This window comes from Actinoplanes sp. ATCC 53533 (assembly GCF_003947245.1).
Genome location: NZ_QHHV01000033.1, coordinates 45038 through 71325, shown reverse-complemented (window position 1 = coordinate 71325; position 26288 = coordinate 45038). Strand labels below are relative to the sequence as shown.

The 26288-nt window shown below is 72.3% G+C and carries 24 protein-coding genes; 10 read left to right on the top strand and 14 right to left on the bottom strand.

From position 1 onward, the window contains the following. The first annotated feature begins 72 nt into the window (after positions 1 to 72). Positions 73 to 339, top strand: coding sequence for a hypothetical protein (locus DMB66_RS13380; RefSeq protein WP_125804391.1), 267 nt, complete (start codon positions 73 to 75; stop codon positions 337 to 339). Between the two features lie 19 nt (positions 340 to 358). Here DMB66_RS13380 and DMB66_RS13375 read toward each other — a convergent pair whose 3' ends face one another. Together DMB66_RS13375 and DMB66_RS13370 are read right to left on the bottom strand one after the other, a co-directional pair. Then, the gene (locus DMB66_RS13375) at positions 359 to 799 is read right to left on the bottom strand and encodes a hemerythrin domain-containing protein (protein WP_125804390.1); all 441 of its coding nucleotides are present in this window, start codon (positions 797 to 799) and stop codon (positions 359 to 361) included. 191 nt (positions 800 to 990) lie between these two features. After that, complete coding sequence (locus tag DMB66_RS13370) at positions 991 to 1413, bottom strand: RNA polymerase sigma factor (RefSeq protein WP_125804389.1); 423 nt, start codon at positions 1411 to 1413, stop codon at positions 991 to 993. 137 nt (positions 1414 to 1550) lie between these two features. On the opposite strand from DMB66_RS13370, the gene DMB66_RS13365 reads away from it, so the two are divergent. Then, entirely contained in the window at positions 1551 to 2084 is a 534-nt protein-coding gene (locus DMB66_RS13365; RefSeq protein WP_125804388.1) for a DUF5994 family protein, read from the top strand. A 23-nt stretch (positions 2085 to 2107) separates the two neighbouring features. Here DMB66_RS13365 and DMB66_RS13360 read toward each other — a convergent pair whose 3' ends face one another. Together DMB66_RS13360 and DMB66_RS13355 are read right to left on the bottom strand one after the other, a co-directional pair. Further along, positions 2108 to 3166: a glycosyltransferase gene (locus tag DMB66_RS13360; RefSeq protein ID WP_125804387.1), complete on the bottom strand. Its 1059-nt coding sequence runs from the start codon at positions 3164 to 3166 to the stop codon at positions 2108 to 2110. Then, positions 3163 to 4275: a glycosyltransferase gene (locus tag DMB66_RS13355; protein WP_125804386.1), complete on the bottom strand. Its 1113-nt coding sequence runs from the start codon at positions 4273 to 4275 to the stop codon at positions 3163 to 3165. Before DMB66_RS13355 ends, DMB66_RS13360 begins: the two co-directional genes overlap by 4 nt. Before the next feature lie 525 nt (positions 4276 to 4800). Between DMB66_RS13355 and DMB66_RS13350 the strand changes: the two genes are divergently transcribed. The 3 genes from DMB66_RS13350 (at position 4801) to DMB66_RS13340 (ending at position 6966) form a co-directional block, all read left to right on the top strand. After that, positions 4801 to 5580 (top strand): GAF and ANTAR domain-containing protein, encoded by a 780-nt coding sequence (locus DMB66_RS13350; RefSeq protein WP_370318367.1) that lies wholly within the window; start codon positions 4801 to 4803, stop codon positions 5578 to 5580. 36 nt (positions 5581 to 5616) lie between these two features. Further along, positions 5617 to 6372, top strand: a complete 756-nt coding sequence (locus tag DMB66_RS13345; RefSeq protein ID WP_125804384.1) for a GAF and ANTAR domain-containing protein — start codon at positions 5617 to 5619, stop codon at positions 6370 to 6372. 174 nt (positions 6373 to 6546) lie between these two features. Continuing rightward, the gene (locus DMB66_RS13340) at positions 6547 to 6966 is read left to right on the top strand and encodes a hypothetical protein (protein WP_125804383.1); all 420 of its coding nucleotides are present in this window, start codon (positions 6547 to 6549) and stop codon (positions 6964 to 6966) included. 29 nt (positions 6967 to 6995) lie between these two features. Here the strand turns inward: DMB66_RS13340 and DMB66_RS13335 are convergent, their stop codons facing one another. Further along, positions 6996 to 8354, bottom strand: a complete 1359-nt coding sequence (locus DMB66_RS13335) for a glycoside hydrolase family 43 protein (RefSeq protein WP_233624518.1) — start codon at positions 8352 to 8354, stop codon at positions 6996 to 6998. 131 nt (positions 8355 to 8485) lie between these two features. Here DMB66_RS13335 and DMB66_RS65540 point away from each other — a divergent pair, with 131 nt between their 5' ends. The 3 genes from DMB66_RS65540 to DMB66_RS13320 all read left to right on the top strand — a co-directional run bounded on the left by DMB66_RS65540 (position 8486) and on the right by DMB66_RS13320 (position 12624). Beyond that, positions 8486 to 10618, top strand: coding sequence for a serine/threonine-protein kinase (locus tag DMB66_RS65540; protein WP_199752293.1), 2133 nt, complete (start codon positions 8486 to 8488; stop codon positions 10616 to 10618). A gap of 531 nt (positions 10619 to 11149) precedes the next feature. Then, positions 11150 to 12019: an SGNH/GDSL hydrolase family protein gene (locus DMB66_RS13325; RefSeq protein ID WP_125804382.1), complete on the top strand. Its 870-nt coding sequence runs from the start codon at positions 11150 to 11152 to the stop codon at positions 12017 to 12019. 338 nt (positions 12020 to 12357) lie between these two features. Then, positions 12358 to 12624, top strand: coding sequence for a DUF3040 domain-containing protein (locus tag DMB66_RS13320; RefSeq protein ID WP_158647224.1), 267 nt, complete (start codon positions 12358 to 12360; stop codon positions 12622 to 12624). Between the two features lie 52 nt (positions 12625 to 12676). Here DMB66_RS13320 and DMB66_RS13315 read toward each other — a convergent pair whose 3' ends face one another. The 5 genes from DMB66_RS13315 to DMB66_RS13295 form a co-directional block, all read right to left on the bottom strand. Then, on the bottom strand, positions 12677 to 14017 hold the full coding sequence (locus tag DMB66_RS13315) for a BNR repeat-containing protein (protein WP_233624516.1): 1341 nt from the start codon (positions 14015 to 14017) through the stop codon (positions 12677 to 12679). A gap of 307 nt (positions 14018 to 14324) precedes the next feature. After that, on the bottom strand, positions 14325 to 14561 hold the full coding sequence (locus tag DMB66_RS13310) for a hypothetical protein (RefSeq protein WP_125804379.1): 237 nt from the start codon (positions 14559 to 14561) through the stop codon (positions 14325 to 14327). 119 nt (positions 14562 to 14680) lie between these two features. Continuing rightward, a complete protein-coding gene (locus tag DMB66_RS13305; RefSeq protein WP_125804378.1) occupies positions 14681 to 15979 on the bottom strand; it encodes an FAD-binding oxidoreductase in 1299 nt (432 codons plus the stop codon). A gap of 37 nt (positions 15980 to 16016) precedes the next feature. Beyond that, a complete protein-coding gene (locus tag DMB66_RS13300; RefSeq protein ID WP_255440616.1) occupies positions 16017 to 17387 on the bottom strand; it encodes an aspartate aminotransferase family protein in 1371 nt (456 codons plus the stop codon). An 86-nt stretch (positions 17388 to 17473) separates the two neighbouring features. Beyond that, positions 17474 to 17929, bottom strand: a complete 456-nt coding sequence (locus tag DMB66_RS13295; RefSeq protein WP_233624515.1) for an Lrp/AsnC family transcriptional regulator — start codon at positions 17927 to 17929, stop codon at positions 17474 to 17476. Positions 17930 to 18228: 299 nt separating this feature from the next. Between DMB66_RS13295 and DMB66_RS13290 the strand changes: the two genes are divergently transcribed. Next, a complete protein-coding gene (locus DMB66_RS13290) occupies positions 18229 to 19434 on the top strand; it encodes a saccharopine dehydrogenase family protein (RefSeq protein ID WP_125804375.1) in 1206 nt (401 codons plus the stop codon). On the opposite strand, the gene gabT is transcribed toward DMB66_RS13290, so the two are convergent. Further along, positions 19408 to 20706, bottom strand: a complete 1299-nt coding sequence (gene gabT / locus DMB66_RS13285; RefSeq protein WP_125804410.1) for a 4-aminobutyrate--2-oxoglutarate transaminase — start codon at positions 20704 to 20706, stop codon at positions 19408 to 19410. The genes DMB66_RS13290 and gabT overlap by 27 nt on opposite strands. A gap of 76 nt (positions 20707 to 20782) precedes the next feature. Beyond that, the gene (locus tag DMB66_RS13280) at positions 20783 to 22219 is read right to left on the bottom strand and encodes a gamma-aminobutyraldehyde dehydrogenase (protein ID WP_125804374.1); all 1437 of its coding nucleotides are present in this window, start codon (positions 22217 to 22219) and stop codon (positions 20783 to 20785) included. Positions 22220 to 22386: 167 nt separating this feature from the next. Between DMB66_RS13280 and DMB66_RS13275 the strand changes: the two genes are divergently transcribed. Continuing rightward, positions 22387 to 24741, top strand: coding sequence for an FdhF/YdeP family oxidoreductase (locus tag DMB66_RS13275; RefSeq protein ID WP_125804373.1), 2355 nt, complete (start codon positions 22387 to 22389; stop codon positions 24739 to 24741). 196 nt (positions 24742 to 24937) lie between these two features. Here the strand turns inward: DMB66_RS13275 and DMB66_RS13270 are convergent, their stop codons facing one another. Beyond that, the gene (locus DMB66_RS13270; RefSeq protein WP_125804372.1) at positions 24938 to 26002 is read right to left on the bottom strand and encodes a lysylphosphatidylglycerol synthase transmembrane domain-containing protein; all 1065 of its coding nucleotides are present in this window, start codon (positions 26000 to 26002) and stop codon (positions 24938 to 24940) included. Positions 26003 to 26044: 42 nt separating this feature from the next. Further along, positions 26045 to 26245: a hypothetical protein gene (locus tag DMB66_RS13265; RefSeq protein ID WP_125804371.1), complete on the bottom strand. Its 201-nt coding sequence runs from the start codon at positions 26243 to 26245 to the stop codon at positions 26045 to 26047. Positions 26246 to 26288: the final 43 nt, after the last annotated feature.

Sequence of the window (26288 nt, the reverse complement as noted above, 5' to 3'; positions counted from 1 at the left end):
CGCAGCTCCTCCGGGGCCGCTGCTGGCCGCTGCCCTCCGACAGCGCCGAGGCCCAGATCGCCCTGCCGGCCGGTGCCGGCGACCGCCGGCGACGAAGCCGCGCTGGCCGGCGCGGTGCGCGCCCGGCGGCGCCGGCACCGCCCGAACCGGCGGGCGCGGGCGGTCCTCCCGCCGTGCACGCTCGAACCGGACGTACCGGCGCGGGCGTTCGACGAGCTGCGCGCCGCCTCGCTGGCCTGCGCGGAACCCGGCGGATCCGGGCACCGCGCCGCCTACGAGGACATCTCGGCCGTCTTCGCCACCGAATCGATCGTCTCGGTGCGGTTCACCGGCCGCTGAACCGGAACGGGCGGCTCCGTCAGCCGGCCATCACCTGCAGATCGTGCAGCTCGCCGACCATCATGTGCCGGCGCTGCGTGCCGACATGGGTGCGCAGCAGGGGGAACTCGTCCCGCTCCTCGTGCGCGTGGTGCGCGAGCAGCGCGTCGTGCGCGGCGGCGAACCGGGCGTCGAAACTTCCGTGCTCGACGCCGAGCGCGGTCAGGGCGGCGAACGCCCGTTCGATGGTGCCCTCCTCGGTCATGCACGCCACGCCGACCGCGTCGCCGGCGGCGCCGGAGTTTCGGGCGGCCGGGTGCACGATCCTCCGGTCACCCAGCTCGTGCACGTTGACCAGGCGGTTGAGCTCGGCGAAGAGCCGGCGGCGGGCGGGCCCGTGGGAGCGCTTGACCTCCGCGCACAGGCGCCGCATGTGGTCGTGCTGCTCGATCAGGACGTCGACGATGTCAAAGGAACGCACGCTGTCAAAGGAACGCACGCTGTCAAAGGAACGCACGGTGTCAGAGGAACGCACGGTGTCAGGGGAACGCACGGTGTCAGAGGAATGCATGGTGGCCTCGCAGTCGGTGGCACAACGGGTAGTCGGCCGGGGACCGGGGCGCACCTGCGAGCCTACGCGCGTCGGTGGCACCCGGTGTCGGGGTGCGGCGGTCAGCCCCGGCGGAATGGGCTGCGCCGGGCGGGTTTGGGATGGTCCAGCAACGCGTCCAGCGTCAACGCGGGGGAGTAGCCCTGGTCGGACGGGTGCGATCGGGTACGGGGGTCGTCCTGCTCCCCGGCTCGGCGAGCCGCGATGCCGGTGATCCAGCCGGCCACGTCGGTGCCCGGCGCGGTGTGCAGGTCCGCCGTCTGCCAGGCCTCCAGGAAGGTGGCCGCGGCGACCTCGGCGGCCCGGTCGTCGTCGCCGATCCGCTCGTGCACGATCGTGGTCACGTCGGGCTCCAGCGCGATGTAAAGCCGGCCGAACGCGGCCTGGTCGGCCGCCGCCACCCGGCGGAGCAGCATCAGCAGCCGGGACGGCTGACCTCGGTATTCGGTCAGGAACACCACCGTGGCTGGCGCTCGCGCGATCATGGGTGCCTACTTCCGGCTGGTACGGGCGTACTGTTCGCAGTGTTCCCTTCACCGGCCTCGGTGGACCTCGTCCCTGCCTCATCTCCGCTCTGGTCAGGACCCGTGCCCGACGACGCTCCTCGACGACAGGATGTCCGATGGCACGCTCGACCGATACGAGTTCATCAGTGCCGGCGCCCCGCCTGTGGCTCGAATCCTCCCGCACCCCCGGCCCGGTGGTGCACGGCTGCTGGTGGCCCCGTTCCACCGACCCGGTGGCCGAACTGCCCGGCCTGGTGCTCGCGCTGGATGACCTGTGCGGCCCGGTCGTCAGGGTACGGCTAAGCGCGGCCGGCTGGAGCCGGCGGCCGCACGAGGTCGAGGTGGCCGACCGCTCGGTGACCGTGGGTTACTTTTCCGGGCAGTCCACGGGCCTGCTGACCGCCAGTTGCGCCGGCGGCGCCACGCTGGCGGTGCGCGTCGTGCCGTGCGCCGGCTCCCGTGCGCGGAGCCGCGACGACCAGGGGCTCCGCGACGACCGGGGACTCCGGGACGACCAGGGACCCCGGGACGACCAAGGGCGCCGCGATGACCAGGGGCGCCGCGAGGTCCAGGACCGTGGGGAGGTCCAGGACCGTGGGGAGGCCCAGGACCGCCGGGCCGACGAGGGTCTCCGGATCGCCACGGCCTGACCGCGGCTCACCCTGACCGCGGCTCACCTGCGGGCCGAGCTGAAGCCCGCCGGCCCGCGCCCGTGCTGCAGGGTGGCGATGAGCGCGAGCGTGGACTCGGCGCCCTGGTTGAGGTTCGGGCCGTGCGGGGTCAGCCCGTCGTAGCCGCCGCCGGTGCTGTGGTCCCACATGACCGCGCCGGTGTCGTTGTCGCCCAGGAACCAGCCGACCGACTGCCGGATGCCGTCGTGCCAGCTGACGTCGCCGGTCGCCGCCGCGGCGGTGGCGCACGCGTCGGCGAGCGCCGCCACCTCGATCGGCTGCTGGTCGTACCGCTGCCGGGGCGTGCCGTGCTGCCAGCCGGCCGCCGGCAGCACGGACAACCGGTCACCGACGAGCTGGAGGTCGCGCAGCCAGCTCAGCATCCGCAGCCCGGCGGCCCGCAGGGCGACGTCCTGCTGCGCCTCGCCGGCGAGGATGACGACCTCGGCCAGCGCGGCGCTGGCGTAGGCGAGATTCCGCCGGGGCCACGACCACAGAGGATCGGACTCGGGCCAGCCGACGGCCACCGCGGCGTCGGCGAGCAAGGCCGCGGCGCCGGCGTGGTCCGGGTGCCGGCGGAGCACCTCGGCGGCGCCGAGCCCGGCGAAGGCCATGGCGTGCGGCGCCGGCGAGCGGCGCCCGGCACCCAGGGTGAAGGCGAGCAGCGCCTCCTGCCGGATCCACGGCGCCGAGCTGCGGGCGGCCGCGGTGCCCAGGCCCCACAGCGCCCGCCCCCACCAGTCGCCGAGGCCGGGCTCGTCGGTCCAGCGCCGGTCGTAGGAGAGCCGGTTGTGGAAGGCGCCGCTGTCGTCCTGCGCGTGGGTGAGGAAGCTCAGGTACACCTCGGCCAGCCGCAGCACCGCCGGTGCCGGGTCGGGCTCCCGGCTGACCACGACCAGCCCGCGGGCGACGTCGTCGGTGCAGTAGCCGTGCGCCCGCCGGGCGACGGCGTGCCGGGCGTGCTCCAGCAGGCCGGTGTCGTCGGTCAGCCGCGCGAGGTGGACGAAGCTGGGCGGTGGCGCCTGCCGGCGCCGGGACGCCACGCCCAGGGATGCGGTCACGCCGGTGCCGCGGCGGTGCGCGCCGCGGCGGCGACCAGGCCTTCGGCCAGCTCCTCGTACCGGGCGGCGACGGCCGGCCAGCGCAGGCCGGCGGTGTCGATGGTCCGCACCAGGGCGGGCTGGGTGAGCACCTTGCGGATGGCGGTGGCCAGGGCCCGCGGGTTGCGGTGGGGCACGAGCAGCCCCGGCCCGTCGGTGAGCAGTTCCACGGCGTGCGGGAAGGCGGTGGCCACCACCGGGACGCCGGCGGCGACCGCCTCGATCAGGACCCCGGAGGTGACCTGCTCGACGGAGTCGTACGGCAGCACCACCACGTCGGCGGAGCGGATCAGCGCGCCCAGCGCCGCGTCGTCGAGATAATGCGACCGGTAGTCGACGGCGTGCGCCACGCCGAGCTCGGCGCCGAGTTTGTGCAGACCCGTCCGGTACGCCTCGCCGTGCCGTTCGAGCACCTTCGGGTGGGTGCGCCCGGCGACGGTGTAGACGGGGCCGAGCCGGCTCAGGTGCGGCAGTGCCCGGATGGCCCACTCGATGCCCTTGCCCGGGCCGAGCAGTCCCCAGGTGAGCAGGTGTGGCTTCGGGCCGCGGGCCGCCGGGGCGCCGGTGTGGTCGGCGGCGCCGTGCGGGATCGCCGACACCTTGGCCGGGTCGACGTCGTAGCCGACGATGAGCCGGTCGTGCGCGGTCCCGGTCATGGTGACGACCGCGCCCGCGGCCCCGACGATCTGCTCCAGCACCGACTTCTGGCGGGGCGTGGGCCGGCTCAGCACGGTGTGCAGCACCACGATGCTCGGCACCCGCAGGCGGCGCATCATCCGCAGCACGTCGGCGCCGTCGGCGCCGGGGTAGATGCCGTACTCGTGCTGGATGATCGCGATGTCGTAGCCGTTGAGGGCGTCGGCGGCGTCGCGCCAGCCGCTGGGGTCGTGCGCCGGCCAGGTGTGCGCCACCCCCGGGCCCGGCGGGCCCTCGTCGCCGCCCGTGGTCACCCTGACGACACCGCCGGTGCCGGCGCCGGCGGTGAGGGCGCCGGCCAGGGCCGCGTTGAAGGTGGCCAGGCCGCAGCGGGTCGGCGGGTGGGTGCTGAGAAAGCCGTACGTGGTGGCCACGGGGCCTGCCTTCCGGTTCGTGGGGGATGCGTCGAGACGCGCCCGGCAGTGCCGGCGGGAAGCCGGGTCCGGGGCTGCGAATCGGGACGATCGTGCCGAGCTGTGCTGCCGGCGACACCTCCGGCCGGGCGTGGTCGACGCCGCTGATGCCGGTCGGGAAGCCCGCTGACGAGCCGTGCTGAGGCCACCGAGGGGGTGGAGAGGTCGTCGAAGGCGGGCGCTGTCAGCCTACGCGCCGTGCGGCGGGTGCCGGTTGACGGCTTCGTCACGCACCCGGGTCCGGGCGGTGGGCCGCTCAGCCCGCGGTGGCGGTCACGAGGCGACTACTGTCCGCGTGGCGGCGGATTCGCGGCGGGGACTGCGCAGCGGCTCGCCCAGCAGCCGGGGGCGGTCAGGGCGGGACATACCCGTCTGATTCCACTCGTCCGGCGTACGGCCGAACCGGCGGAATGCGGTACGGTCGGGGCGTCGGCCAGCCCGTCGATGCTCGGCTGCCCCGGTCCTCGGCAGCACCTCCGGTGAAAGGTGCGGCCATGCCCCGCTCGGCGTCGGACCAGCACGGCCCTCGCCGGTGCCGGCCGGCTCGGTGCCCGGGTGGTGAGCGGGGTGTCGTCGGTTTCCCGACCGGGTGACCTTTCCCGACCGGGTGACCGGGTCGTCGATCGGTTGCGCCGCCTGTGTCACCTCGCGGTGCGGACGCTGCCCGCCTCGGGCGCCGGGCTATCGGTGGTCGCCAAGGACAAGCAGTTCAGCCTGCTCGCGGCGGCGGATCCGGTGAGCGAACGCCTCGAGGAGCTCCAGTTCGTCCTCGGCGAGGGCCCGTGTGTGGACGCCGCGGCCGACCGCCACCCGGTGCTGGTGCCGGACCTGGCGGCCGAGGGTCCCCGCCGGTGGCCGGCCTACGCCGAGGCTGTGCTGGGGGCTGGCGTCCGCGCCGTCTTCGCCTTCCCGCTGCAGGTCGGCGCGGCCCAGCTCGGCGTGCTCGACCTGTTCCGCACCCGCGCCGGCTCGCTGTCCGGCGCCGAGCTCATCCGGGCCGTGACCCTGGCCGACGACGCGGTGATGGTGTTGCTGGACGGCCAGGAGCGGCGGGCGATCGACGGCGACGGATCACCGGCGGACGAGCCGCTGGGCGCGACGACGGAGCTGTTCCAGGCCCAGGGCATGGTGATGATCCAGCTCGGCGGCACGCTCGCGGAGGCGATGGCCCGGATCCGGGCGTACGCGTACGCCCGGGACCGCCGCCTCACCGATGTCGCCCGTGCGATCGTGGCGCGAGAGCTGCGGTTCGATCGGGATGAGTGAGGATTCGATGAAGCGCTCCAGGCACCGGAGGAAGTCATGACGACCGTATCGGCAGAACGTCTCTCGCAGATCTTCGTCGAGGTCGCGGACACCCTCGTGGACGACTTCGACCTGCTCGACTTCCTGCACATGCTCACCGTGCGGACGGCGGACCTGGTCGGCGCCTCCGCGGTCGGCCTGCTGCTCGCGGATCAGCGTGGCCACCTGCGCTTCATGGCGGCCTCGGACGAGCGGGCCCGGCTCCTCGAGGTCTTCCAGGCGCAGGTCAGCGAGGGGCCCTGCTTCGACGCGTACCGCTCCGCGCAGCCGGTCGTGAACGCGGACCTGAACCAGGCGGGCACCCGCTGGCCCGAGTTCACCCGGCGGGCCCTCGCCGCGGGCTTCCAATCCGTGCACGCGTTCCCGATGCGGGTGCGCCAGGAGGTGATCGGCGCGCTCAACGTCTTCGGCAGTACGGTCGGCGGCAACTTCGACGCGGCCGACGTGCAGATCGTGCAGGCCCTCACCGACGTGGCCACGATCGCCCTGCTGCAGGAGCGCGCGGTGCGCCGCGGCGAGATCCTCACCGAGCAGTTGCAGGGCGCCCTGAACAGCCGGATCGTCATCGAGCAGGCCAAGGGCGCGATCGCCCAGGCGCACGCCATCTCCACCGACGCGGCCTTCGCCGTGCTGCGCGGGCACGCGCGCCGGTCCAGTCGCAAGCTGACCGAGGTGGCGCACGCTCTGCTGGCCGACCCGGCGCTGATCGCCGCGATCGTCGCGGACGGACGCCCGGGGCCCACCCCGAAGTAGTGGCTGAGCCCGAAGTAGCAGCTGCCGTGGCTGGCCTGCGCCTCGCCGGCGACCACATCCTCGGCCACCTGAGGGACACTGCCGCCGACCGCTGCTGACCTGGTTCTCCAGCATGTGCCAACCCGGAGATCCCGGGTCCGTCCGGCCTCCGGCGGGCGTACCATCGGACGCGTCATGGACCTGCACTGGTGGTCGATCGAGGTGCTCGACGGCGCGACGCGATCGGCGGCGCGCTGGCAGGACGCGCACGGAAACGCCCTGACCGAGGCGGCGATCACCCACGGTGCGTTCGAGTGGCATTGGCACGGGCACTCGTGGGGCGTGCTGTTCGAGATCGCGTTCCGCAGCGACGAGCACTTCTCGGTGTTCCGCGAGTTGCCGGGCGTCCGCGCAGCCCTGGACGCGGTGCCCGACCCGGTGCACGGCCTGATGGTCTACCCGGGCCGCGGTGGCAGCTCGGGCCGGGTGCAGCCCCGCCGCCCCCGCCCGATCGCGGGGGCCGGCGCGGCGGCACTGCCGATCGAGCCCGACTTCGTCGGCGCCCGCCTCGCCACGTGCCACCCCGCCGCCACCGCCGCGGGCGTCATCGCCTAGCCCCAGTCGCCTAGCCCCCGCCTGGCCGTCTAGCCGAGGGGCGCGGTCACCGTGTAGGAGGCGTCGGCCTTCAGCGCGGTGCTGCCGTCGTTGCGGTCGATGCGCATCTCGTAGTTGTAGTGCCGCAGGTAGAAGCCCGGATAGTTGTACGACTCGAACGAGATCCCGCTGCCCGACAGCCCGGCCCGCCCGCAGAAGGTGGCGTCGTTGCGGAACGTCGCCGTGCCGTCGTTCGCCGCCAGGACCAGGCGGTTGTTGGAGTGGCGCAGATAGCGGCCGGCCGGATTGATCGACTGGAACGTGTAGCAGTTGCCGTTGGCCAGCCCGGCGCCGATCGTGAAGGTCGCGTCCTGGCGGTCGGTCACGCTGCTGCCGGCGCTGACCGGCTCGACGTAGCCGAGGCTGTTGCGGTGGCGCACGTACCGGTCGGGGAAGTTCACCGAGCGCAGGGACCGGTTGCCGGTGGGGACCGCGGTGCTGTCACCGACGTTCTCGCGGAGCACGGTGAAGTGCCGCACCGTGCCGGACAGCGCGGGCAACTCGGTCTTGGCCGACCAGGTGTTGAGGTTGCCGCTGTCGGCGTAGTAATACCGCCCGGCGCCGTACTGGTCGAAGTAGAGCCGCCACGATCCGCTCGGCAGCTGCACCAGCGCCGGGCCCTCCAGCCCGGAGCCCCAGCCCGCCCAGTTGCCCGTACCGGTGAAGGTCCAGGGCCCGGTCAGCGAGCCGGCGGTGGCGTGCTCGATGTACTTGGTGGTCTCGTTCTTCGCGAACGCGTGGTAGGTGCTGCCGGATTTCACCACGAAGGTGTCGATGTGGTTGGCCGGAATGCCGATCGCGGTGCGCGCGCTCCACGCGGACAGGTCGCCGTTCGTCGCGGTGATCTTGTACGGCTGGAACTGCCCGGCCGTCCCGGTGCTCGACGCGGAGAAGATGACGTTGACGCTGCCGTCGGTGTCCTTGAACCACTCCGGCGCCCAGGTGCTGCCGGTCGCGCCGTTCAGCCCGACGGTGACGTTGCGCAGGAACGTCCAGGTCACGTGGTCGGTGCTGCGGGCGAATCCGATCGTGTTCCCGGTCCAGTTGGTGGTGTAGACGATGTAGTAGTAGCCGTCGGTGTGCCGGATGACACTCGGGTCACGGATCAGCCCGGACGGCGGTGTGTAGGCGTTCGCCCTGATCAGGCTGTAGTCCGTGGCGTTCGCGGAGTCGTAGACGTACATGTTCGACTCGCTGGAGTTGGTGAACGCGGTCATCAGGTAGTGCGGCGTGGGACCGACGGCGGCGGCGGGCTGGCCGGTCAGCCCGGTCAGCGCCGTGCCGGCCAGCACGCCGGTCACCGCCGCTGCCAGGTACCGGCGCCAGCGCGCCTTGCTGGGGATGTGCACGACGGTTCCTCCCGGGGGGATCGGGTGATGTGACCGTTAACAACTGTTGACGTTGTTCATCTCAGCGCAATACATCGACCTGCGTCAAGGAACTTTGCTTCGCGGCGCGGATCCGGGCAGACTGCACGTCGATGGACGGGGAACAATTGCTCGGTGGCCGCTACGCGCTGGTCGACCAGATCGGCGTCGGCGGCATGGCGGTGGTCTGGCGTGCCCGCGACGAGGTGCTCGGCCGCCCGGTGGCGGTCAAACTGCTGGCCGGCAGGCACGCCGGGGAGCCGGACGCCCGCGACCGGATCCGGGCCGAGGCCCGCGCGGCGGCGGCGCTGTCGCACCCCAACATCGCCCAGGTGTACGACTACGGCGAGGCCCAGGAGCACGGCGCCTCGGTGCCGTACGTGGTGATGGAGCTCGTGCGCGGCGGCACGCTGCAGGACCGGATGGACGCCGGGCCGATGTCGCCCCGCTTCGCGATGCGGATGGCGGCCGAGGTGGCGGCGGCGCTGGCCGCGGCGCACGCCGACGGCCTGGTGCACCGCGACATCAAGCCGGCCAACGTGATGGTGACCCCGGTCGGCGCGAAGGTCGTCGACTTCGGCATCGCCGCCGCGATCAACCCGGGCGGCACCGGCGACGAGGAGTTCGAGGTCCTCGGCACCCCGGCCTACCTCGCCCCGGAACGCCTCACCGCCGACGGCGTGCAGCCGGCCTCGGACGTCTACGCGCTGGGCGTGCTGCTCTACCGGATGCTGTCCGGGCACTCGCCGTGGAGCGCCGACACCACCACCCAGATGCTCAGCGCGCACATCTACATCGACCCGGAACCGCTGCCGGTGCGGCCGGGTGTGCCCGACTACGTGACCGCGCTGTGCAACCGCTGCCTGAGCAAGGACCCCACGCAACGCCCGAGCGCCCGCGAGGCGGCCGCGCTGCTCGCCCAGGGCGCGGGCCTGCGCGTGGTGGAGGACGCGGTGCCCGTCGGCCCGGCCGGCCCGGGCATCGACAGCGAGCCGTCCGTGCTGATCCGGCCCCGATCCGCCGGGCCGGATGGCCTGGCGGCTCCTGCCGTCGCCGAGCCCGATGCTGTCCATCCTGCCGTTTTCGCCCAGGTTCGCGCCCCCGTTCCGGGCTCGGCTCCCGGTGCGGTTCCTGGCTCGGTTCCTGGTTTAGTTCCTGGCTCGGTTCCCGGTTCGGCTTCTGGCTCGGTTCCTGGTTTGGTTCCTGGCTCGGCTTCTGGCTCGGATGGCTTCGGTCACGGCGGGTCGATGGTTACCGCTGGCGCGGATGAGGCCGCCCGACGGGCGGCCACCTTCACCCCCGGCGTGTCATCGGCGCATGGCGCTACTTCTGGCGGGGTGTCCGAGCGTGGCACTGCCTCTGGCGGGGTGTCCGAGCGTGGCACTACTACCGCTGGCAGAGGGTCCGCGCGTGGCGTCACGTCCGGCATTGTTTCGACGTCCGGCGTAGGCACCTCCGGCCCCGGTGCGGGTTTCGGTCCCGGTTCTGCCGGCTCTGGTGCCTCCGGGGATGCCGCGTCTGGTCTGGCCGTCCCTTCCGCACGTCGGGATGACCCGGCAGGTCCGGCTGTGCGTGCCGCCGGTGGCGCGGCTGCCTTTGTGCCCGGCATGGCGGCGGACGGGCCGGATACCTCCACCAGGCGGCGCCGCAGAGGTGTCGTCACGGTCACGGCCGCAGTCGCCCTGCTCGCCGTCGTGGGCCTACTTTGGTGGCTGATCGGTCCCGGCGGCGACAAGGCCCGGGACTCGGCGGGGGCGCCGATGTTCAGCGATGCCCCGGCCTCTGCCGCCGTGCCTCCGGTGGGCGGGCCTTCCGCCGCCGGGAAGGCGAGTAATCCGGGCGGCGGGCCAGCCGGCGCGGGCAAGACGACCGGGCCGGCCGCGGGTGGTCCCGGCCGCACGCCGGACGGCCAAGGCGTTCCACCACCGGCAGGCGGCACATCGGCCACGACCACCGCGGCGCCGGACGCGGAGGAGCCCGAGCCCACCACGGCCGCGCCGACGACCGACCCTCCCGCCGAGGAGCGCACCCTGACCTCGACCGGCGGCTCGGTCCGGGCCACCTGCCCGAGTGCCTCCACCGCGCAACTGCTGTCCTGGTCGGCGACCAAGCCCTACAAGGTGAACGAGGTCGACGAGGGGCCGGCGTCGAGCACCCTGGCGGTCTTCAAGCACGGCAACAGGCTGGTGCGAATGACCGTCACCTGCTCGGACGGCGTCCCCTCCAGCAGCACCGAGGAAAGCTGACCGAACGCGGCAACCGTGCGCGTGCTGGCCTTGGTGGGGTGCTGGCCTTGGTGGGGTGCTGGCCTTGGTGGGGTGCTGGCCTTGGTGGGGTGCTGGCCTTGGTGGGGTGCCGGCCCTGGTGCGGTGCGGTGCCGGGCCAGGTGGGGTGCGGCTCCGGCGGAACGTGGCCGACACGCACTAAGAACCACTGCGGGCGACCCGCAGCGCGTAGCCGCCCGGCGAACCCGAACACGGCCGATCGTGAACAGATGCAGCCCGCTCCGCACCGGCAGGCACCAAGAATCACAGTGGGTGGACCCGGGGCCCGTGCTGGCCGGGTGAACAGCGTGCGGCCCACGGCCGATCTTGGGTAGGCGTGGCTTGCTGGGCGCCCGGTCATGCGGAGGTCGTTCCTGACCCGGGCGGCTCATGGTCGCGGTGAGTGCGGAGTGGCTCGTGATCAGGGCGATCGGCTTGCGGTGTCCGGCGTGGCCTGCGGCGAGCGGGGTGACGGTGTGCCGGGCAATGCCTTACGGTGATGCAGTCGTTGCTATGGGTGATATTGGAGAGTTGATCGTGCTTCGTCGCTGGCATCTGGTGGTCTTCGCCCTGCTCGCCGCGCTCGCGTTGGCGTGCGAGGGCACCGGGACCGCCGCTCCCGAACCGGCCGGCACCCCGAAGAAGGGCCTGCCCGCGTCGATGGGTGCGCTGGGTGATTCCATCACGGCGGGCTACGGCACCTGCTTCACCCTGGTCGCGTGCAGCCGCAACTCATGGTCGACCGGCGGCAGTGCCGCCGTGGACAGTCACTACCGGCGCATCCGCGACGACAACTCCGCGATCAAGGGTCATGCCCGCAACTACGCCGTGCCGGGCGCCCGGGCGCGCGATCTCGCCGGTCAGGCCGCGCAGGCGGTCGACGACAAGGTCCAGTACGTCACCGTCCTCATCGGCGCCAACGACGCGTGTGTGGACCGGGTCGCCGACATGACCGGGACCGGCACCTTCCGCAAGCAGGTGGACAAGGCGCTCACCCGGCTGCGGAAGGGCCTGCCGAAGGCCCGGGTGCTGGTGGTCAGCATCCCGGACCTCTACCGCCTGTGGCAGCTCGGCCACGACAACGAGCGCGCCGTGCGGGCCTGGAGCGGCGGGGTGTGCCAGTCCCTGCTGGCCCGCCCGACCTCGACCGCCGAGGCCGACGAGGAGCGCCGCCGCAAGGTCGGTGACCGGGTCGACGCCTACAACCGCGAGCTCGCCGCGGCGTGCGAGAAGTACGGCCGCAAGTGTCGCTGGGACGGCGGCAGCGCGCACGGCGTCCGCTTCTCGCTCGACCTGGTCAACGAGATCGACTACTTCCACCCCGACGTCGAGGGGCAGAACAAGCTCGCCGACGTGACCTACCCCGGCCGCTTCACCTGGTGACAGCGAACCCGCGTGGCAGTGGAGCCCGCGTGGCAGTGGAGCCCGCGTGGCAGTGGGGCCCGCGTGGCGCCGGAGTCCGCGTGGCAGTGGAGCCCGTGGGGCGCTGGAGTCCGCGATTTCCCGCCGTCGTGGTCGTTTACCACAACGGGCCGCGACAAGGCGCTCACCCGCCGCGTGGCGAACGTGAGAGGTCGTCGGATTGTGACGTAAATCCCATCGGTTCGGCCGTCATGTCTCATCCCGGGTGGGGCAGTTCTCCGTATCTGCCTCTGACGGCGGCCGCACCGTGGCGGCCGCCGGCAGAAGTTTCCGACCGCCACGGGCTCCGCGGAGGCACTGTGCTCAGCTCCTACGATCGCCGCCAGTTCAACGAGATCGTCTCGGGTCTCCTCGCCGAGGACCCCGAATTCGGCATCAGGAACCATCGGCCGCCCCGGCACCTGCCGCCGCGCCCGGTGGTCGCCCTCCTGCTGTGGCTGAGCATGCCCTTCGTCGTCACGCTTGGCGGGTGGACCGGCCTGCTGATGGCCGTCGTCGCCGCGGCGTACGGCGTGCACCTGTGGTACCGGGGCCGTCCGCCGGAGCCGCAGCCCGCGGCGTCGTGACGCGGCGCGGTGCAGGCCGGCCCCGGGTAGTCGCCGCAGCCCAGAAGGCCCGTCAGGGGCGTACCGTCCAGTCCTGGACGTCGATCTGGCTGCCGCCGTATCGCGGGGCGAAGATGCTCAGCACCCCCAGGCTGCGCAGCCGCTCGTGGTCGACCAGCGGGTCGGAGTAGTAGATCGCGCCGGAGGTGTACCGCAGGGTCCAGTCGCTCCAGGCAGAGGCCTTCGAGGCCGTCTGGATGTGCAGCTTGCGGGTGGAGGAGTCCCCGCTGGCGACGTAGAGGTTGTCCGCGGCGTCGACCGCGATGTCGCCGCGGCTGGAGCGCTCCAGGAACGGCGTGTACGTCTGGTGCCAGACCTTCGACGCCTTGTCCCGCCAGTAGTGCACCAGCACGGCCTTCTCCCGGGCCGCGGTGAAGTCGCTCGTGCTCGCCGCCGCCGCGGGCAGGTGCGAGGCGAGCACGTGCACGATCCCGGCCTGGTCCACGACCTGCGACTCCTGGTTGATCAGGCCGCGGTTCTGGCCGATCGCCCAGACCCGCAGGCCGGCCGCGTCGGAGATCAGCGGTGCGCTCCCGGTGGTCGCGATGACGGACCCGGCGTTGCCGCGCCAGGTCCGGCCGTCGTCCCTGCTGTACGCGTAGTACAGGTCGTGGTTGGTGCTGGCGTTCGACGTCTCCCGCACGGTCCACGTCGCGTGCAGCAGGCCGGTGCTGTCGTATTCGAGGCCGAACAGGTACGCGTTGTTGTTCGCGGTGGTGCCGTCGATGAACCGGCCGATCGAACTCCACGCGCCGCCCGCGTACTCGTAGAGGACCTCGTCGCCGGCGCCGCTGGTGCCGGTGCGCAGGGCGAGTTGCAGCTTGCCGGCCGGGGTGGTGAGGAACTGCGGGTAGGTCATGGTCGGCATGCCGGCGCCGGTCAGGCTGGTCACCACCGCGCCGAAGCTGCTCGTCGACCAGGCCGCCGTGCCGGGCGAGGTGGCCAGGCCGGCCACCGACCGGCGGTAGCGCAGCACCGAGGAGTGCATGTCGAAGGCCAGGTGGATGCTGCCGTCCTGGCGGGAGATGCCGATGCTGATGGTGTTGTGCGAGTCGGTGGAGGTCGTCGCGTAGTCGGTCAGCCGCAGGTTCTGCCAGGCGCCGCCGGGCAGCTGGCGCCGGGAGAGGTTCACGTAGCCGCTCTGGTCCCAGAAGGCCGTGTACTGCCAGCCGGCGACGGTCGTGATGCCGTCCTGCTGGAACGATTCGCCGTTCATGTAGCCGGTGTAGGTCAGCGCGGTGCGGCCGGAAGTGGTGAGCACGGTGACGGACGTCTGCGTCACCGTGGGGGCTGCGGCCTGGGCTGGGGAGACCACGAGGGCGCTGGTGAGGAGCAGCACGGTGGTGGCGGTCATGAAACGTTTCATCGACGACCTCGAAGACTTCGACGGTGCCCGGAAGGTTTCGCAGACGTTAAGCCGTCGTGTCGAGACAGTCAAGGGCGTCTATTCAGCGAGGTCTTTGCGCGAGGTCTCGTTCAGCGAGCTCTTGTGCAGTGAGGTCTTTGCAGCGAGCTCTTGTGCAGTGAGGTCTTTGCAGCGAGCTCTTGTGCAGCGAGGTCTTTGCAGCGAGCTCTTGTTCGGCGAGGTCCACTGTGGCCGCGACCCGCACCGCCGTGCCACCGGCAAACCACGTGGCGGTGCGGGTCGCGCGGCGCGTGCCTCAGATGACCAGATCCAGGGCGCTGCCGATCCGGCCGATGTCCGCGGTCTGGCCGCTCGCCTGGCGCTCCTGCAGGGCCTCGGTGTCGGTCCTGGTGACGGCCTGCTTGTCGATCGCGGCGACCTTCGCGGCCGCCTTCTCCGCCAGTTCGGATGCGATCCGCTGCTGGTTGCGCTGAAACTCGGTCCGGGCGCCGGAACTGCTCGGGTCGGTCGAGCCGATGGCCTCGACTGCCATGGTGATCCCCTGTCGTCGTCGCTGACTGTCAGGCCACCCCATCGGCCGGGCCCCGGCGTTCTGCACCTTTATCTCCTGGCGACTTCTAACTCCTGGCGACTTCTAACTCCTGGCGACTGCTATCTCCTGGCGACTTCCCAGGCGTCGCGCAGCGCCGTGCCGCGCAGCGCGGCGTTGATGCCCAGCCAGCGCAGCGGCTCCGGCTCCCAGTTCCGCGAGCGGTGCCCGGCCCACGGCAGCCGGGTCAGCTCGGACTCCGTACCGGTGATCAGGTCGGCCAGGGTGCGGCCGGCCAGGTTGGCCGCCGCGACGCCGTCGCCGACGTAGCCGCCGGCCCAGCCCAGGCCGTCGGCGAGCCCCACCGACGGCATCCAGTCGCGGGGGATGCCCAGCGGCCCGCCCCAGCGGTGCGCGATCGGCGGATCGATGCCGAACAGGTCGGTCAGCGCCCGGCGCAGGGCGGCGAAGACCGCCGGTTCCCGGTCGTACGCCGGGCGCACCCGCGAGCCGAAGTGGTACGGCGCACCCCGGCCGCCGAATGCCAGCCGGTCGTCGGCGGTCCGCTGGCCGTAGACGATCAGGTGCCGGTGGTCGGTGAACGTCTCGCGCCGGGCCAGGCCGATCCGCTCCCAGGCCTCGGGCGGCAACGGCTCGGTGGCGATCATCAGGGAGTACACCGGCGCCAGGGCGCGCCGGTGGCCGGCCAGGGCGGCCGTGTAGCCCTCCAGGGCCCGGATCACGACCTCCGCGCGTACCGTGCCGTGATCGGTGACCACCGACCCGCGGGACAGCCGCAGCGCCCGGGTGCCCTCGTGGATCGCGACGCCCCGGCGCTCGACGGCCGTGGCCAGGCCGCGGACCAGCGCCGCGGGCTGCAGCGAGGCGCAGTCCGGGCTGAAGGTGCCGCCGACCACGCCGGTCGCGCCGCACTTCTCCCGCGCGGCTGCGGCGTCCAGCAGCGACACATCGAGGCCGTACTCCCGGGCCTCGGCCGCCTCCGCCTCGGCGCGGCGCAGCTGGGCCGCGGACCGCGCGAGCGCGACCGTGCCGCCCTTGGCGAAGGAGCAGTCGATGCCCTCGGCCGCGGCGGCCCGGCCCACCTCGTCGACCGTCGCGGCCAGGGCCCGGTGCATGGCCACGGCCTGCTCGCGGCCGTGCCGCCGGGCCAGCGCGGCCACCGGTACGGGGAACAGCCCGGAACACCACCCACCGTTGCGTCCCGAGGCGCCGAAGCCCGCATACCGCGCCTCGATCACCGCGATCCGCAGCGACGGGTCGGCGCGGGCCAGGTAGTAGGCGGTCCACAGCCCGGTGTATCCGGCGCCCACGATGGCGACGTCCACGCTGCGGTCGCCGGGCAGCGCGGGCCGGGCCGGGCCGGGTTCGCCCAGCGCGGCCAGCCAGAAAGACTGGCTCATGTCGCGAACTCGCCTGGATCCTCCGCCGCGGGCCGGCTCAGAGCCGGGTCCAGGCCTCGGTCAGCACCCCGCGCAGGACGTGCTCGATCTCGGCGAAGTGCTCCTCGGTGCAGATCAGCGGGGGAGCGAGCTGGATGACCGGGTCGCCGCGGTCGTCGGCGCGGCAGTACAGCCCGGCCTCGAACAGCGCGCGGGACAGGAAGCCGCGCAGCAGCCGCTCGGACTCGTCGGCGTCGAAGGTCTCCTTGGTCGTCTTGTCCTTGACCAGCTCGATGCCGAAGAAGTAGCCGTCGCCGCGGACGTCGCCGACGATCGGCAGGTCGTTCAGGCGCTCCAGGTAGGAGCGGAACAGCGCCGAGTTGGCCCGGACGTGACCGTTGAGGTCCTCGCGCTCGAAGATGTCGAGGTTGGCCAGCGCGACCGCGGAGGCGACCGGGTGCCCGCCGAAGGTGATGCCGTGTGAGAACGAGTTGCCGCCCTCCAGGAACGGCGCGACCAGGCGCTCCGAGGCGATCATCGCGCCCAGCGGCACGTATCCGGAGGTCAGGCCCTTGGCGCAGGTGATGATGTCGGGCGTGTAGCCGAACCGGGTGGAGCCGAAGTATTCGCCGAGCCGGCCGAACGCGCAGATCACCTCGTCGGAGACGAGCAGCACGTCGTACCGGTCGCAGATCTCCCGGACCCGCTGGAAGTAGCCCGGCGGCGGCGGGAAGCAGCCGCCGGCGTTCTGCACCGGCTCGAGGAACACGCAGGCCACCGTCTCCGGGCCCTCGAACTCGATGGCCTCGGCGATCCGGTCGGCGGCCCAGATGCCGAACTGCTCCTCGCTCATCGACTCGTCGTGCCGCCGGTAGTAGTTGGTGTTCGGCACCTTGAACGCGCCCGGCACCAGCGGCTCGAACTCCTGCTTGATCAGCGGCAGCCCGGTCAGCGACAGCGCGCCCATGGAGGTGCCGTGGTAGGCGATGGACCGCGAGATCGCCTTGGTCTTCATCGGCTTGCCGGTCAGCTTGAAGTAGCTGCGGGCCAGCTTCCACGCGCTCTCCACCGCCTCGGAGCCGCCGGTGGTGAAGAAGACCCGGTTCAGGTCGCCGGGCGTCAGCCCGGCCAGCCGCTCGGCCAGCTCGACCGCGGTCGGGTGGGCGTAGGACCACAGCGGGAAGTAGGCCAGCTCGGAGGCCTGCTTCGCGGCGGCTTCGGCCAGCTCGCTGCGGCCGTGCCCGGCCTGCACCACGAACAGCCCGGAGAGTCCGTCCAGGTAGCGTTTGCCGTTCTGGTCCCAGATGTACGGCCCGGAGCCGCGCACGATGACCGGCACCTCGCCGGCCTGTGGCCCGGTGTAGGTCGACATCCGGGTGAAGTGCATCCACAGGTGATCCCGGGCGGATCCGGACAGATCGGTGTGCAGCGGCTCGGTGTGCAGCGGCTCGGTGTGCAGCGGCTCGGTGTGCAGCGGCTCGGTGTGCAGCGGCTCGGTGTGCAGCGGCTCGGTCGTCATCTGGTCCCCCACGCGTAGGTCTGCTTGGCGAGCTTGAGATACATGAACGTCTCCGTGCCGGTGACGCCCGGCACCGCCCGGATGGCCTCGTTGAGCAGCCGCAGCAGGTGCTCGTCATCGGTGCAGACGAGCTCGACCAGCAGGTCGTAGCCGCCCGCGCAGATCACCACGTAGTCGACCTCGGGGATCGCGGCGAGCTGGTCGGCGATCACCCGCATGTCGCCGACGCATTTGACCCCGACCATGGCCTGGCGGGCGAAGCCCAGCATCAGCGGGTCGGTGACCGCGACGATCTGCATCATCCCGCCGTCCAGCAGGCGCTGCACCCGCTGGCGCACGGCCGCCTCGGACAACCCGATGATCTTCGCCAGCCCGGCGTAGGACATCCGCCCGTCCCGCTGCAGGTGTTCGATGATCTGCTTGTTCACGTCGTCCAGCGCCAGGTCCGTCACGCAGCGATTCTGGCGTGCGCCCCGCCGGATGGCAACGGAATCCGTCGGCACATTCCGGGCAATCCCGCGATTCCGTGGCGGAGCGGACCGCGCTCGGTGGAGCGGCGGCCGGGTGCGGCGGGCGGGTGCTGCGGCTGTGGGCATGCGACTGGCTTTCCTGGGGTGGACGCGATCCTGCTGACTGCGTTTATCGCAGAATCTTGGCCGATTGACAAGTGTTTCCGTTGCGATACCGTGCACGCAGCACGATTTCGGTTCTCGTTGGGCCGTGATGGGCGACCTTGGGGAGAGGGCATGCCATGCGCGTACTGCTCGTCGGTGCCGGCGGGGTGGGCACCGCCGCCGTCGGCATCGCCGCTCGCCGCGATTTCTACGACGAGTTCGTGGTCGCCGACTACGACATCGAGCGTGCTCGCGCCGCGGTCGCCGGGCACGAGGCGAAGGGCTTCGTCGCCGCGCGACTCGACGCCTCCTCCGCGCGAGCCGTAGCGGCGCTGTGCCGCGAGCACGCCATCACCCACGTGCTGAACGCCGTCGACCCGCGGTTCGTGATGCCGATCTTCGACGGCGCGTACGAGGCCGGCGCCGACTATCTCGACATGGCCATGTCGCTGTCCCGCCCGCATCCCGAGGAGCCGTTCGCCCGGACCGGGGTGAAGCTCGGTGACGAGCAGTTCGCCGCCGCCGGCCGCTGGCTGGACGCGGGCCGGCTGGCGCTGGTCGGGATGGGCGTGGAGCCGGGCCTGTCCGACGTCTTCGCCCGCTACGCCGCCGACCACCTGTTCGGGAGGATCGACGAGATCGGCATCCGCGACGGCGGCAACCTGGTCGTGGCCGGCTACGACTTCGCGCCCTCGTTCTCGGTCTGGACCACGATCGAGGAGTGCCTCAACCCGCCGGTGATCTGGGAAGCCGGCCGGGGCTGGTTCACCACCGAGCCGCTGAGCGAGCCCGAGGTCTTCGACTTCCCGGGCGGCATCGGCGAGGTGGAGTGCGTGCACGTCGAGCACGAGGAGGTGCTGCTGATCCCGCGCTGGATCGACGCGCGGCGGGTCACCTTCAAGTACGGGCTGGGCAAGGAGTTCATCGACGTCCTGAAGACCCTGCGCAAGCTGGGCCTGGACCGGACGGCACCGGTGCGCGTCGGCGGCGTCTCGGTGTCACCGCGCGACGTGGTGGCCGCCTGCCTGCCCGACCCGGCCGGGCTCGGCGACAAGATGACCGGCAGCACCTGCGCCGGCACCCTGGTCACCGGCGCGGGCCGGGACGGCCGGCCGCGCTCGGTCTACCTCTATCACGTCGTCGACAACGAGTGGTCCATGCGGGAATACGGCTCGCAGGCCGTGGTCTGGCAGACCGCCGTCAACCCGGTCATCGCCCTGGAACTGCTCGCCACCGGGGCCTGGCGCGCCGCCGGCGTGCTGGGCCCGGAGGCCTTCGACGCCGTGCCCTTCCTCGACAAGCTCATCGAATACGGCTCACCCTGGCAGCTGCGCGAGCAGTGAGGCGGCGAGGATGTCGAGCCCGCGCGACATCTCATCGTCGGAGATCACCAGCGGCGGCAGGAACCGCAGCACGTTGCCGTAGGTGCCGCAGGTCAGCACCAGCAGGCCGGCGGTGTGGCAGGCCCGGGCCACCGCCGCCGTGCGCAGCGGGTCGGGCTCCAGCGAACCGGGCTTGACCAGCTCGATCGCCAGCATCGCGCCCCGGCCCCGCACCTCGGCGATGCCGGGATCGTCCGCCGCGAGGGCGGTCAGCCGCGGCACGAACAGCGCCTCGATCCGCCGCGCCGCGGCATTGAGATCCAGCTCGCGCATCGTCTCGATGGCGGCCAGCCCGGCGGCGCAGGCGATCGGGTTGCCGCCGTAGGTGCCGCCCAGCCCGCCCGGGTGCACCGCGTCCATCAACTCGGCGCGGCCGACCACCCCGGCCAGCGGCAGCCCGCCGGCCATCCCCTTGGCCGTGGTCACCAGGTCCGGCTGCACGCCCTCGTCGTCGCAGGCGAACCACGATCCGGTGCGGCAGAAGCCGGTCTGCACCTCGTCGGCGATGAACACCGCCCCGGCCTCGCGCGCCCAGCCGGCCAGGGCGGGCAGGAAGCCAGGGGCGGGCACCACGAAGCCGCCCTCGCCCTGGATCGGCTCGATCAGCACCGCCGCCACGTTGGCCGCGCCGACCTGCTTTTCGATCACGTCGATCGCCCGGGCCGCCGCCTCGGCCCCGGCCAGCCCGCCGTCCCGCAGCGGATACGACATCGGTGCCCGGTAGACCTCCGGCGCGAACGGCCCGAACCGGTGCTTGTACGGCATCGACTTCGCGGTCAGCGCCATCGTCAGGTTGGTCCGCCCGTGGTACGCGTGGTCGAACACCACCACCGCCTGGCGGCCGGTCGCGTGCCGGGCCACCTTGACCGCGTTCTCCACCGCCTCGGCGCCGGAGTTGAACAGCGCCGCCCGCTTGTCGAACGTGCCGGGGGTCAGCGCGGCCAACTGCTCGCACACCGCGACGTACGACTCGTACGGCGCGACCATGAAGCAGGTGTGGGTGAACCGTTTGGCCTGCTCGCGGACGGCCGCCACCACCCGGGGCGCCGCGTTGCCGACGCTGGTCACGGCGATGCCGGAGCCGAAGTCGATCCATTCGCGGCCGTCGACGTCGTGCAGGCTGCCGCCCGAGGCGTGGTCCACGTAGGACGACACCATCGAGGTGACGCCCCGCGCGACGGCCGCGTGCCTGCGCTTGTGCAACTCCTCCGAACGCTGGGTCACCTCAGCCATGCCCTCCTGGCCCTCGCCGTTGCGGCAGTCTGCGCCTTCTGTCAGGCGCAGCTCGGTGCGGTCGGTCATGGCGGAATCACCCCTCGAGACTGTGCATGACGTGCTTGATCCGGGTGTAGTCCTCCAGGCCGTACACGGAAAGGTCCTTGCCGTGCCCGGAGTGCTTGAAGCCGCCGTGCGGCATCTCCGCGACCAGCGGGATGTGGCAGTTGACCCAGACGCAGCCGAAGTCCAGCCGCCGGGTCATCCGCATCGCCCGGCCGTGGTCGCGGGTCCACACCGAGGAGGCCAGGCCGTACTCGACGCCGTTGGCCCAGCGCACCGCCTCGTCCTCGTCGGTGAAGCGCTGCACGGTGATGACCGGCCCGAACACCTCGTCCTGGATGATCTCGTCGGTCTGCCGGAGCCCGGAGACGACCGTGGGGGAGTAGAAGTAGCCGCGGTCGCCGACCCGGCCGCCGCCGGCCTCCAGGCTGGCGTGGTCGGGCAGCCGGTCGATGAACCCGCCGACCCGGTCGAGCTGCCGGGCGTTGTTCAGCGGGCCGTAGAGCACGTCCTCGTCGCTCGGCACGCCGGTGCGGGTGCCCCGGGCCTGCTCGGCCAGCGCGGCCACGAAGTCGGTGTAGACGCCGGGCGCGGCCAGCACCCGGGTCGCGGCGGTGCAGTCCTGCCCGGCGTTGAAGTAGCCGGCCTCGGCGATCGCCGCGGCGGCGGCCCCGACGTCGGCGTCGTCGAAGATCACCACCGGGGCCTTGCCGCCGAGCTCCAGGTGGGTGCGCTTGAGGTCGGCCGCGGCGGCCGAGGCCACCTCCATGCCGGCGCGCACCGAGCCGGTGATCGAGACCATCCGCGGCGTCGGGTGCGCGACCAGCGCGCGGCCGGTGTCGCGGTCGCCGACCACGACGTTCAGCACGCCCGGCGGCAGGAACTCCGCGGCGATCTCGGCCAGCATGATCGTGGTGACCGGGGTGGTGTCCGACGGCTTGAGCACCACGGTGTTGCCGGCCGCGATGGCCGGGGCCAGCTTCCACACCGCCATCATCAGCGGGTAGTTCCAGGGCGTCACCTGCGCGCAGACGCCGACCGGCTCGCGCCGCACGTAGCTGGTGTAGCCGGCCAGGTATTCCCCGGCGGAGCGGCCCTCCAGCAGCCGGGCCGCGCCGGCGAAGAACCGGATCTGGTCGACGGCCGGCGGCAGCTCCTCGCTGGCGGTCAGTCCGAGCGGCTTGCCGGTGTTCTGCGACTCGGCGGCCACCAGGTCGCCGGCCCGGGCCTCCACCGCGTCGGCGAAGCGCAGCAGGGCCCGCTGCCGCTCGCTCGGGGTGGTCTCCCGCCACTGCTCGAACGCCGTGGCGGCCGCGGCCATCGCCCGGTCGACGTCGACCTGCCCGGACACCGGCGCGGCCGCGAAGACCTCGCCCGTGGACGGGTCGATCAGGTCCTCGTACCGGCCGTCGGCCGGCGCGGCCGCCGCCCCGCCGATGAAGTTGGTCAGCGTGCTCTTGGTGGTCATCCGGCCTCCCGCAGAGATATCCCGTCTCGCGGAGACATCTTTTCACCGAATCCGCAGCAGGCAAGCCCTCGCGACCACTGTTTCCGTAGCTATCGTGCTTGCGGTTGGCGAAATGCCCGAAGCCATGGAAGCTTGGCGATAAGGGCACGTGCGGAGAAGGAGCAGACATGACCGAGATCCCAGGAGACCGCCTGGCTCAGGGCTCCCCGGACACTCCCGCGGCGGGTCGCGGACCGAACCGGGGCGGCGACTTCTCCCAGCAGGACGAGCACCACCCGTCGGCCGGCTGGGGCGCCGCGCGCAGCGTCGCCCAGATCATCGCCAAGGCCCGCGAGCCGCTCGGCGCCCCGCACGCCGTGCTCAAGATGAACCAGCTCAAGCTCAGCGGCAAGAAGGACGGCTTCGACTGCCCCGGCTGCGCCTGGCCGGACGACCGCAACGGCCTGCACCTGGACTTCTGCGAGAACGGCGTCAAGCACGTCACCTGGGAGATGACCCGCAAGGAGGTCGGCGCCGCCTTCTTCGCCGAGCACACGGTCACCGAGCTCAACGGCTGGAACGACTTCGACCTGGAGAACCAGGGCCGGCTCACCGAGCCGCTGAGCTACGACCCCGGCACCGACAAGTACGTCCCGATCTCCTGGACGGACGCGTACGCCCTGGTCGGCGACACCCTGCGGGGGCTCGCCGGTCCGCACGAGGCCACCTTCTACACCTCGGGGCGGCTCAGCAACGAGGCCACGTTCCTCTACCAGCTGTGGGTGCGCGAGTTCGGCACCAACAACATGCCCGACTGCTCCAACATGTGCCACGAGGCCAGCGGCCGGGCGCTGACCGCGGCGATCGGCACCGGCAAGGGCACCTGCGACCTGGAGGACTGGGAGTCGGCGGACCTGCTGATCCTGATGGCCGTCAACGCCGCCTCCAACGCACCGCGGATGCTCTCCTCGCTCGCCAAGGCGTCCCGGCGCGGCGCGGAGATCGTGCACGTCAACCCGTTGATCGAGGCGGCCAGCCGGCGCACCATCGTGCCGCACGACTTCGTCGCGATGGGCACCTTCAAGGCGACCCCGACCGGCACCATGAACGTGCAGCCGCGGATCGGCGGCGACCTGGCCCTGCTGCGCGGCGTCGCCAAGGTGGTGCTCGAACAGGACGCCGTCGACCAGCACTTCATCGAGCAGCACACCGACCAGTACGACGCGTACCGCAAGCTCGTCGACGGCACGGAGTGGGACGACATCGTCCGGCAGTCCGGGGTCAGCGAGGAGATCATCCGCGACCTGGCCGGCAAATACATCGCCTCGCGGCGCAGCGTCATCGCCTGGTGCCTGGGCCTGACCCAGCAGGAACACAGCGTCGACACGATGCGCGAGATCATCAACCTGCTGCTGCTGCGCGGCAACATCGGCCGCCGCGGCGCCGGCCCGTCGCCGATCCGCGGGCACAGCAACGTGCAGGGCAACCGCACCTGCGGCGTCAACCACCACCCGACCGGGGAATGGCTGGACAAGCTCGACGCGGCCACCGGCATCACCTCGCCGCGGGAGCACGGCCTCGGCACGGTCGCCAGCATCGAGGCGATGCGGGCCGGCGCGGTCAAGGTCTTCGTCAGCCTGGGCGGCAACTTCGTGCTCGCCGCGCCGGACACCGAGGCGACCTTCGCGGCGCTGCGCAACACCGACCTGAGCGTGCAGGTGAGCACCAAGCTCAACCGCAGCCACCTGGTGCACGGCCGGCGCGCGCTGATCCTGCCCTGCCTGGGCCGCACCGAGAAGGACGTCCGGGCCACCGGCGAGCAGGGTGTCACGGTCGAGGACTCGATGAGTTACGTGCACCTGTCGTACGGCAAGCGCAAGCCGCCGTCGCCGCATCTGCAGTCGGAGTGCGCGATCATCTGCGGCATGGCCCGCGCCACCATGCCGTCCTCGGCCACGCCGTGGGAGGCATACGCCGAGGACTACGACAAGATCCGGGACGTGATGGCCGCGGCGCTGACCGGCTTCGAGGACTTCAACGCCCGGGTCCGCGAGCCGCTCGGCTTCCGGCTCGCCCAGCCGGCCCGCGAGCGGGTCTGGCTCACCCCGTCCGGCAAGGCCGAGTTCCACCCGGCGCCGCTGCCCGACGTGGTCCCGCCGGAGGGCCGCCTGATGCTGTCCACGGTCCGCTCGCACGACCAGTGGAACACCACGATCTACTCCGACAACGACCGCTACCGCGGCGTGAAAAACCTGCGCACACTGCTGTTCATGAACCGCGCGGACATGGCCGAGCGCGGACTGAGCGAATACGACCTGATCGACATCACCAGCCACGCCCGCGACGGCAGCACCCGGACGGTGTGGGGCTACCGGGCGATCGGCTACGACACACCCCGGGGCAGCGTCACCGGCTACATGCCGGAGCTGAACGTGCTCTGCGCGCTGAGCGACGCCAGCTCACAAAGCGACCAGCCCCTGACCAAGCACCAGATCGTGACGGTCACCCGCGCCGGGGGGAGCATCACGCCGGACGCGAGCTAATCGCCCGGCGCGGGGGGTCGCGGTTACGGGGTGATGAGGGCCTGGGGTGGTCTCATCCTGGGTGGGCTGTGGTCGCCTGGCTCGGGGGTGGTCGTGGTTGCGGGGTGGTGCTGCCTGGGGTGGTCTCATCCTGGGCGGGCTGTGGTCGCCTGGCGCGGGCGGTCGCGGTTGCAGGGTGATGGGGGCTGGGGTGGTCTCATTCTGGGCGGGTTGTGGTCGCTCGGCGTAGGGCGATCGCGGCCAGGCCGCCGGCCGGGATGATCAGCCAGCAGGAGATCAGCCGGTAGATCAGCACGGCGGCGGCCGCGCTGATCGCCGTCGCCCCGCTCGCGGTGAGCCCGGCGACCAGCGCGGTCTCGACGACGCCGACCCCGCCCGGCGTCAGCGGCACCTGCCGCACGATCTGCACGCCCAGGTAGATCCCGGCCAGCGTGGTCACGCCGACCGGCAGGCCCAGCGCCCGGGTGGCCGCCGCCAGGCAGAGCAGGTCGGTCAGCCAGTTCACCGCGGCGTAGGCCAGCGCCACCGCCCAGTCGCGCACCCGCAGCCCCGCGCCGGCCTGCCAGGCACCGCGGGCCGAGCCCAGCAGCCGGATCACGAGCCGGCCGGCCCGGCTGTCCCGCACCGCGCCGGCGCTGGGGCCGGCGGGGGTGCGGCGCGGTCGCGCGGAGAACCACCGTCCGAGCACTATCCCGGCGGTGGTGATCCCGGCGAGCGCGGCGACCACCACGAGCGGGCGCCAGCTCAGGTAGGTGTCCGGATCGCGGGCCAGCACCCCGGCACCGCCCACGACGTAGAGCAGCGTGAGGCCGCCGATGGAGGCCAGCCCGGACACGACCGCGGAGGCGGCGCCGATCCGCCGGGACACCCCGGCCTTCTGGTATTCGCGGATCGCGTAGCCGGTCGACACGGCCGCCCCGGCGGGCAGGCTGATCGACAGCGCCGAGCGGGCGAGGGTGATGGCCATCAGGCGCCGCACCCGCAGCCGGACGCCGAGGTTGTCCAGCAGGCGCTGCTGCTGGAACGCGAAGGCCGCCAGCGAGACAACCTGCAGCAGCGCGGCGACCGCGACCCAGCCGTACCCGGCGCCGGCGAGGGCCGCGATGAACTCGCCCGGGTCGGGCAGCCGCCCGCGCAGGCCGACCACCGCCAGCGCACCGACCGAGACGCCGACCAGGGCCAGCCGGAACCACCGCGAAACGCCCGGATGCGAGGAAACCTCCGCCGGGTGCTCCTGCACCTCGGACGGCGGACGCGACATCGCCCGATCTTCGCAAACGCGATCCAGCCCGGGACCGCGCGGTCAGGCGTCCCGCTCCCAGGCGTCCTCGCGGGCGGCCACGTGGTCGAGCACGGCCCGGTCACCGCTGCGCAGCCGGTCGACCTCCTCGCCCGCGTCGCAGGTGAGCAGCGCGATCTCGACGGACTCCGGGGTGCGGACCAGCACCCGCCAGGTCGCGCCGGACTCCTCCCAGCGGCGCAGCCGCGCCAGGGCGTCGCTCATGGCAGTGCCCCCTTGACCATGCCCGTCTCGGTGTGGGCGGTCA

Excerpts from the sequence above, each read along its gene's own strand:
- DMB66_RS13370 (WP_125804389.1), bottom strand. The coding sequence starts at position 1,413 with ATGATCGCGCGAGCGCCAGCCACGGTGGTGTTCCTGACCGAATACCGA.
- DMB66_RS13365 (WP_125804388.1), top strand. The coding sequence starts at position 1,551 with ATGGCACGCTCGACCGATACGAGTTCATCAGTGCCGGCGCCCCGCCTG.
- DMB66_RS13345 (WP_125804384.1), top strand. The coding sequence starts at position 5,617 with ATGACGACCGTATCGGCAGAACGTCTCTCGCAGATCTTCGTCGAGGTC.
- DMB66_RS13340 (WP_125804383.1), top strand. The coding sequence starts at position 6,547 with ATGGACCTGCACTGGTGGTCGATCGAGGTGCTCGACGGCGCGACGCGA.
- DMB66_RS65540 (WP_199752293.1), top strand. The coding sequence starts at position 8,486 with ATGGACGGGGAACAATTGCTCGGTGGCCGCTACGCGCTGGTCGACCAG.
- DMB66_RS13325 (WP_125804382.1), top strand. The coding sequence starts at position 11,150 with ATGGGTGATATTGGAGAGTTGATCGTGCTTCGTCGCTGGCATCTGGTG.
- DMB66_RS13315 (WP_233624516.1), bottom strand. The coding sequence starts at position 14,017 with ATGACCGCCACCACCGTGCTGCTCCTCACCAGCGCCCTCGTGGTCTCC.
- DMB66_RS13310 (WP_125804379.1), bottom strand. The coding sequence starts at position 14,561 with ATGGCAGTCGAGGCCATCGGCTCGACCGACCCGAGCAGTTCCGGCGCC.
- DMB66_RS13305 (WP_125804378.1), bottom strand. The coding sequence starts at position 15,979 with ATGAGCCAGTCTTTCTGGCTGGCCGCGCTGGGCGAACCCGGCCCGGCC.
- DMB66_RS13290 (WP_125804375.1), top strand. The coding sequence starts at position 18,229 with ATGCGCGTACTGCTCGTCGGTGCCGGCGGGGTGGGCACCGCCGCCGTC.
- gabT (WP_125804410.1), bottom strand. The coding sequence starts at position 20,706 with ATGGCTGAGGTGACCCAGCGTTCGGAGGAGTTGCACAAGCGCAGGCAC.
- DMB66_RS13280 (WP_125804374.1), bottom strand. The coding sequence starts at position 22,219 with ATGACCACCAAGAGCACGCTGACCAACTTCATCGGCGGGGCGGCGGCC.
- DMB66_RS13275 (WP_125804373.1), top strand. The coding sequence starts at position 22,387 with ATGACCGAGATCCCAGGAGACCGCCTGGCTCAGGGCTCCCCGGACACT.
- DMB66_RS13270 (WP_125804372.1), bottom strand. The coding sequence starts at position 26,002 with ATGTCGCGTCCGCCGTCCGAGGTGCAGGAGCACCCGGCGGAGGTTTCC.
- DMB66_RS13265 (WP_125804371.1), bottom strand. The coding sequence starts at position 26,245 with ATGAGCGACGCCCTGGCGCGGCTGCGCCGCTGGGAGGAGTCCGGCGCG.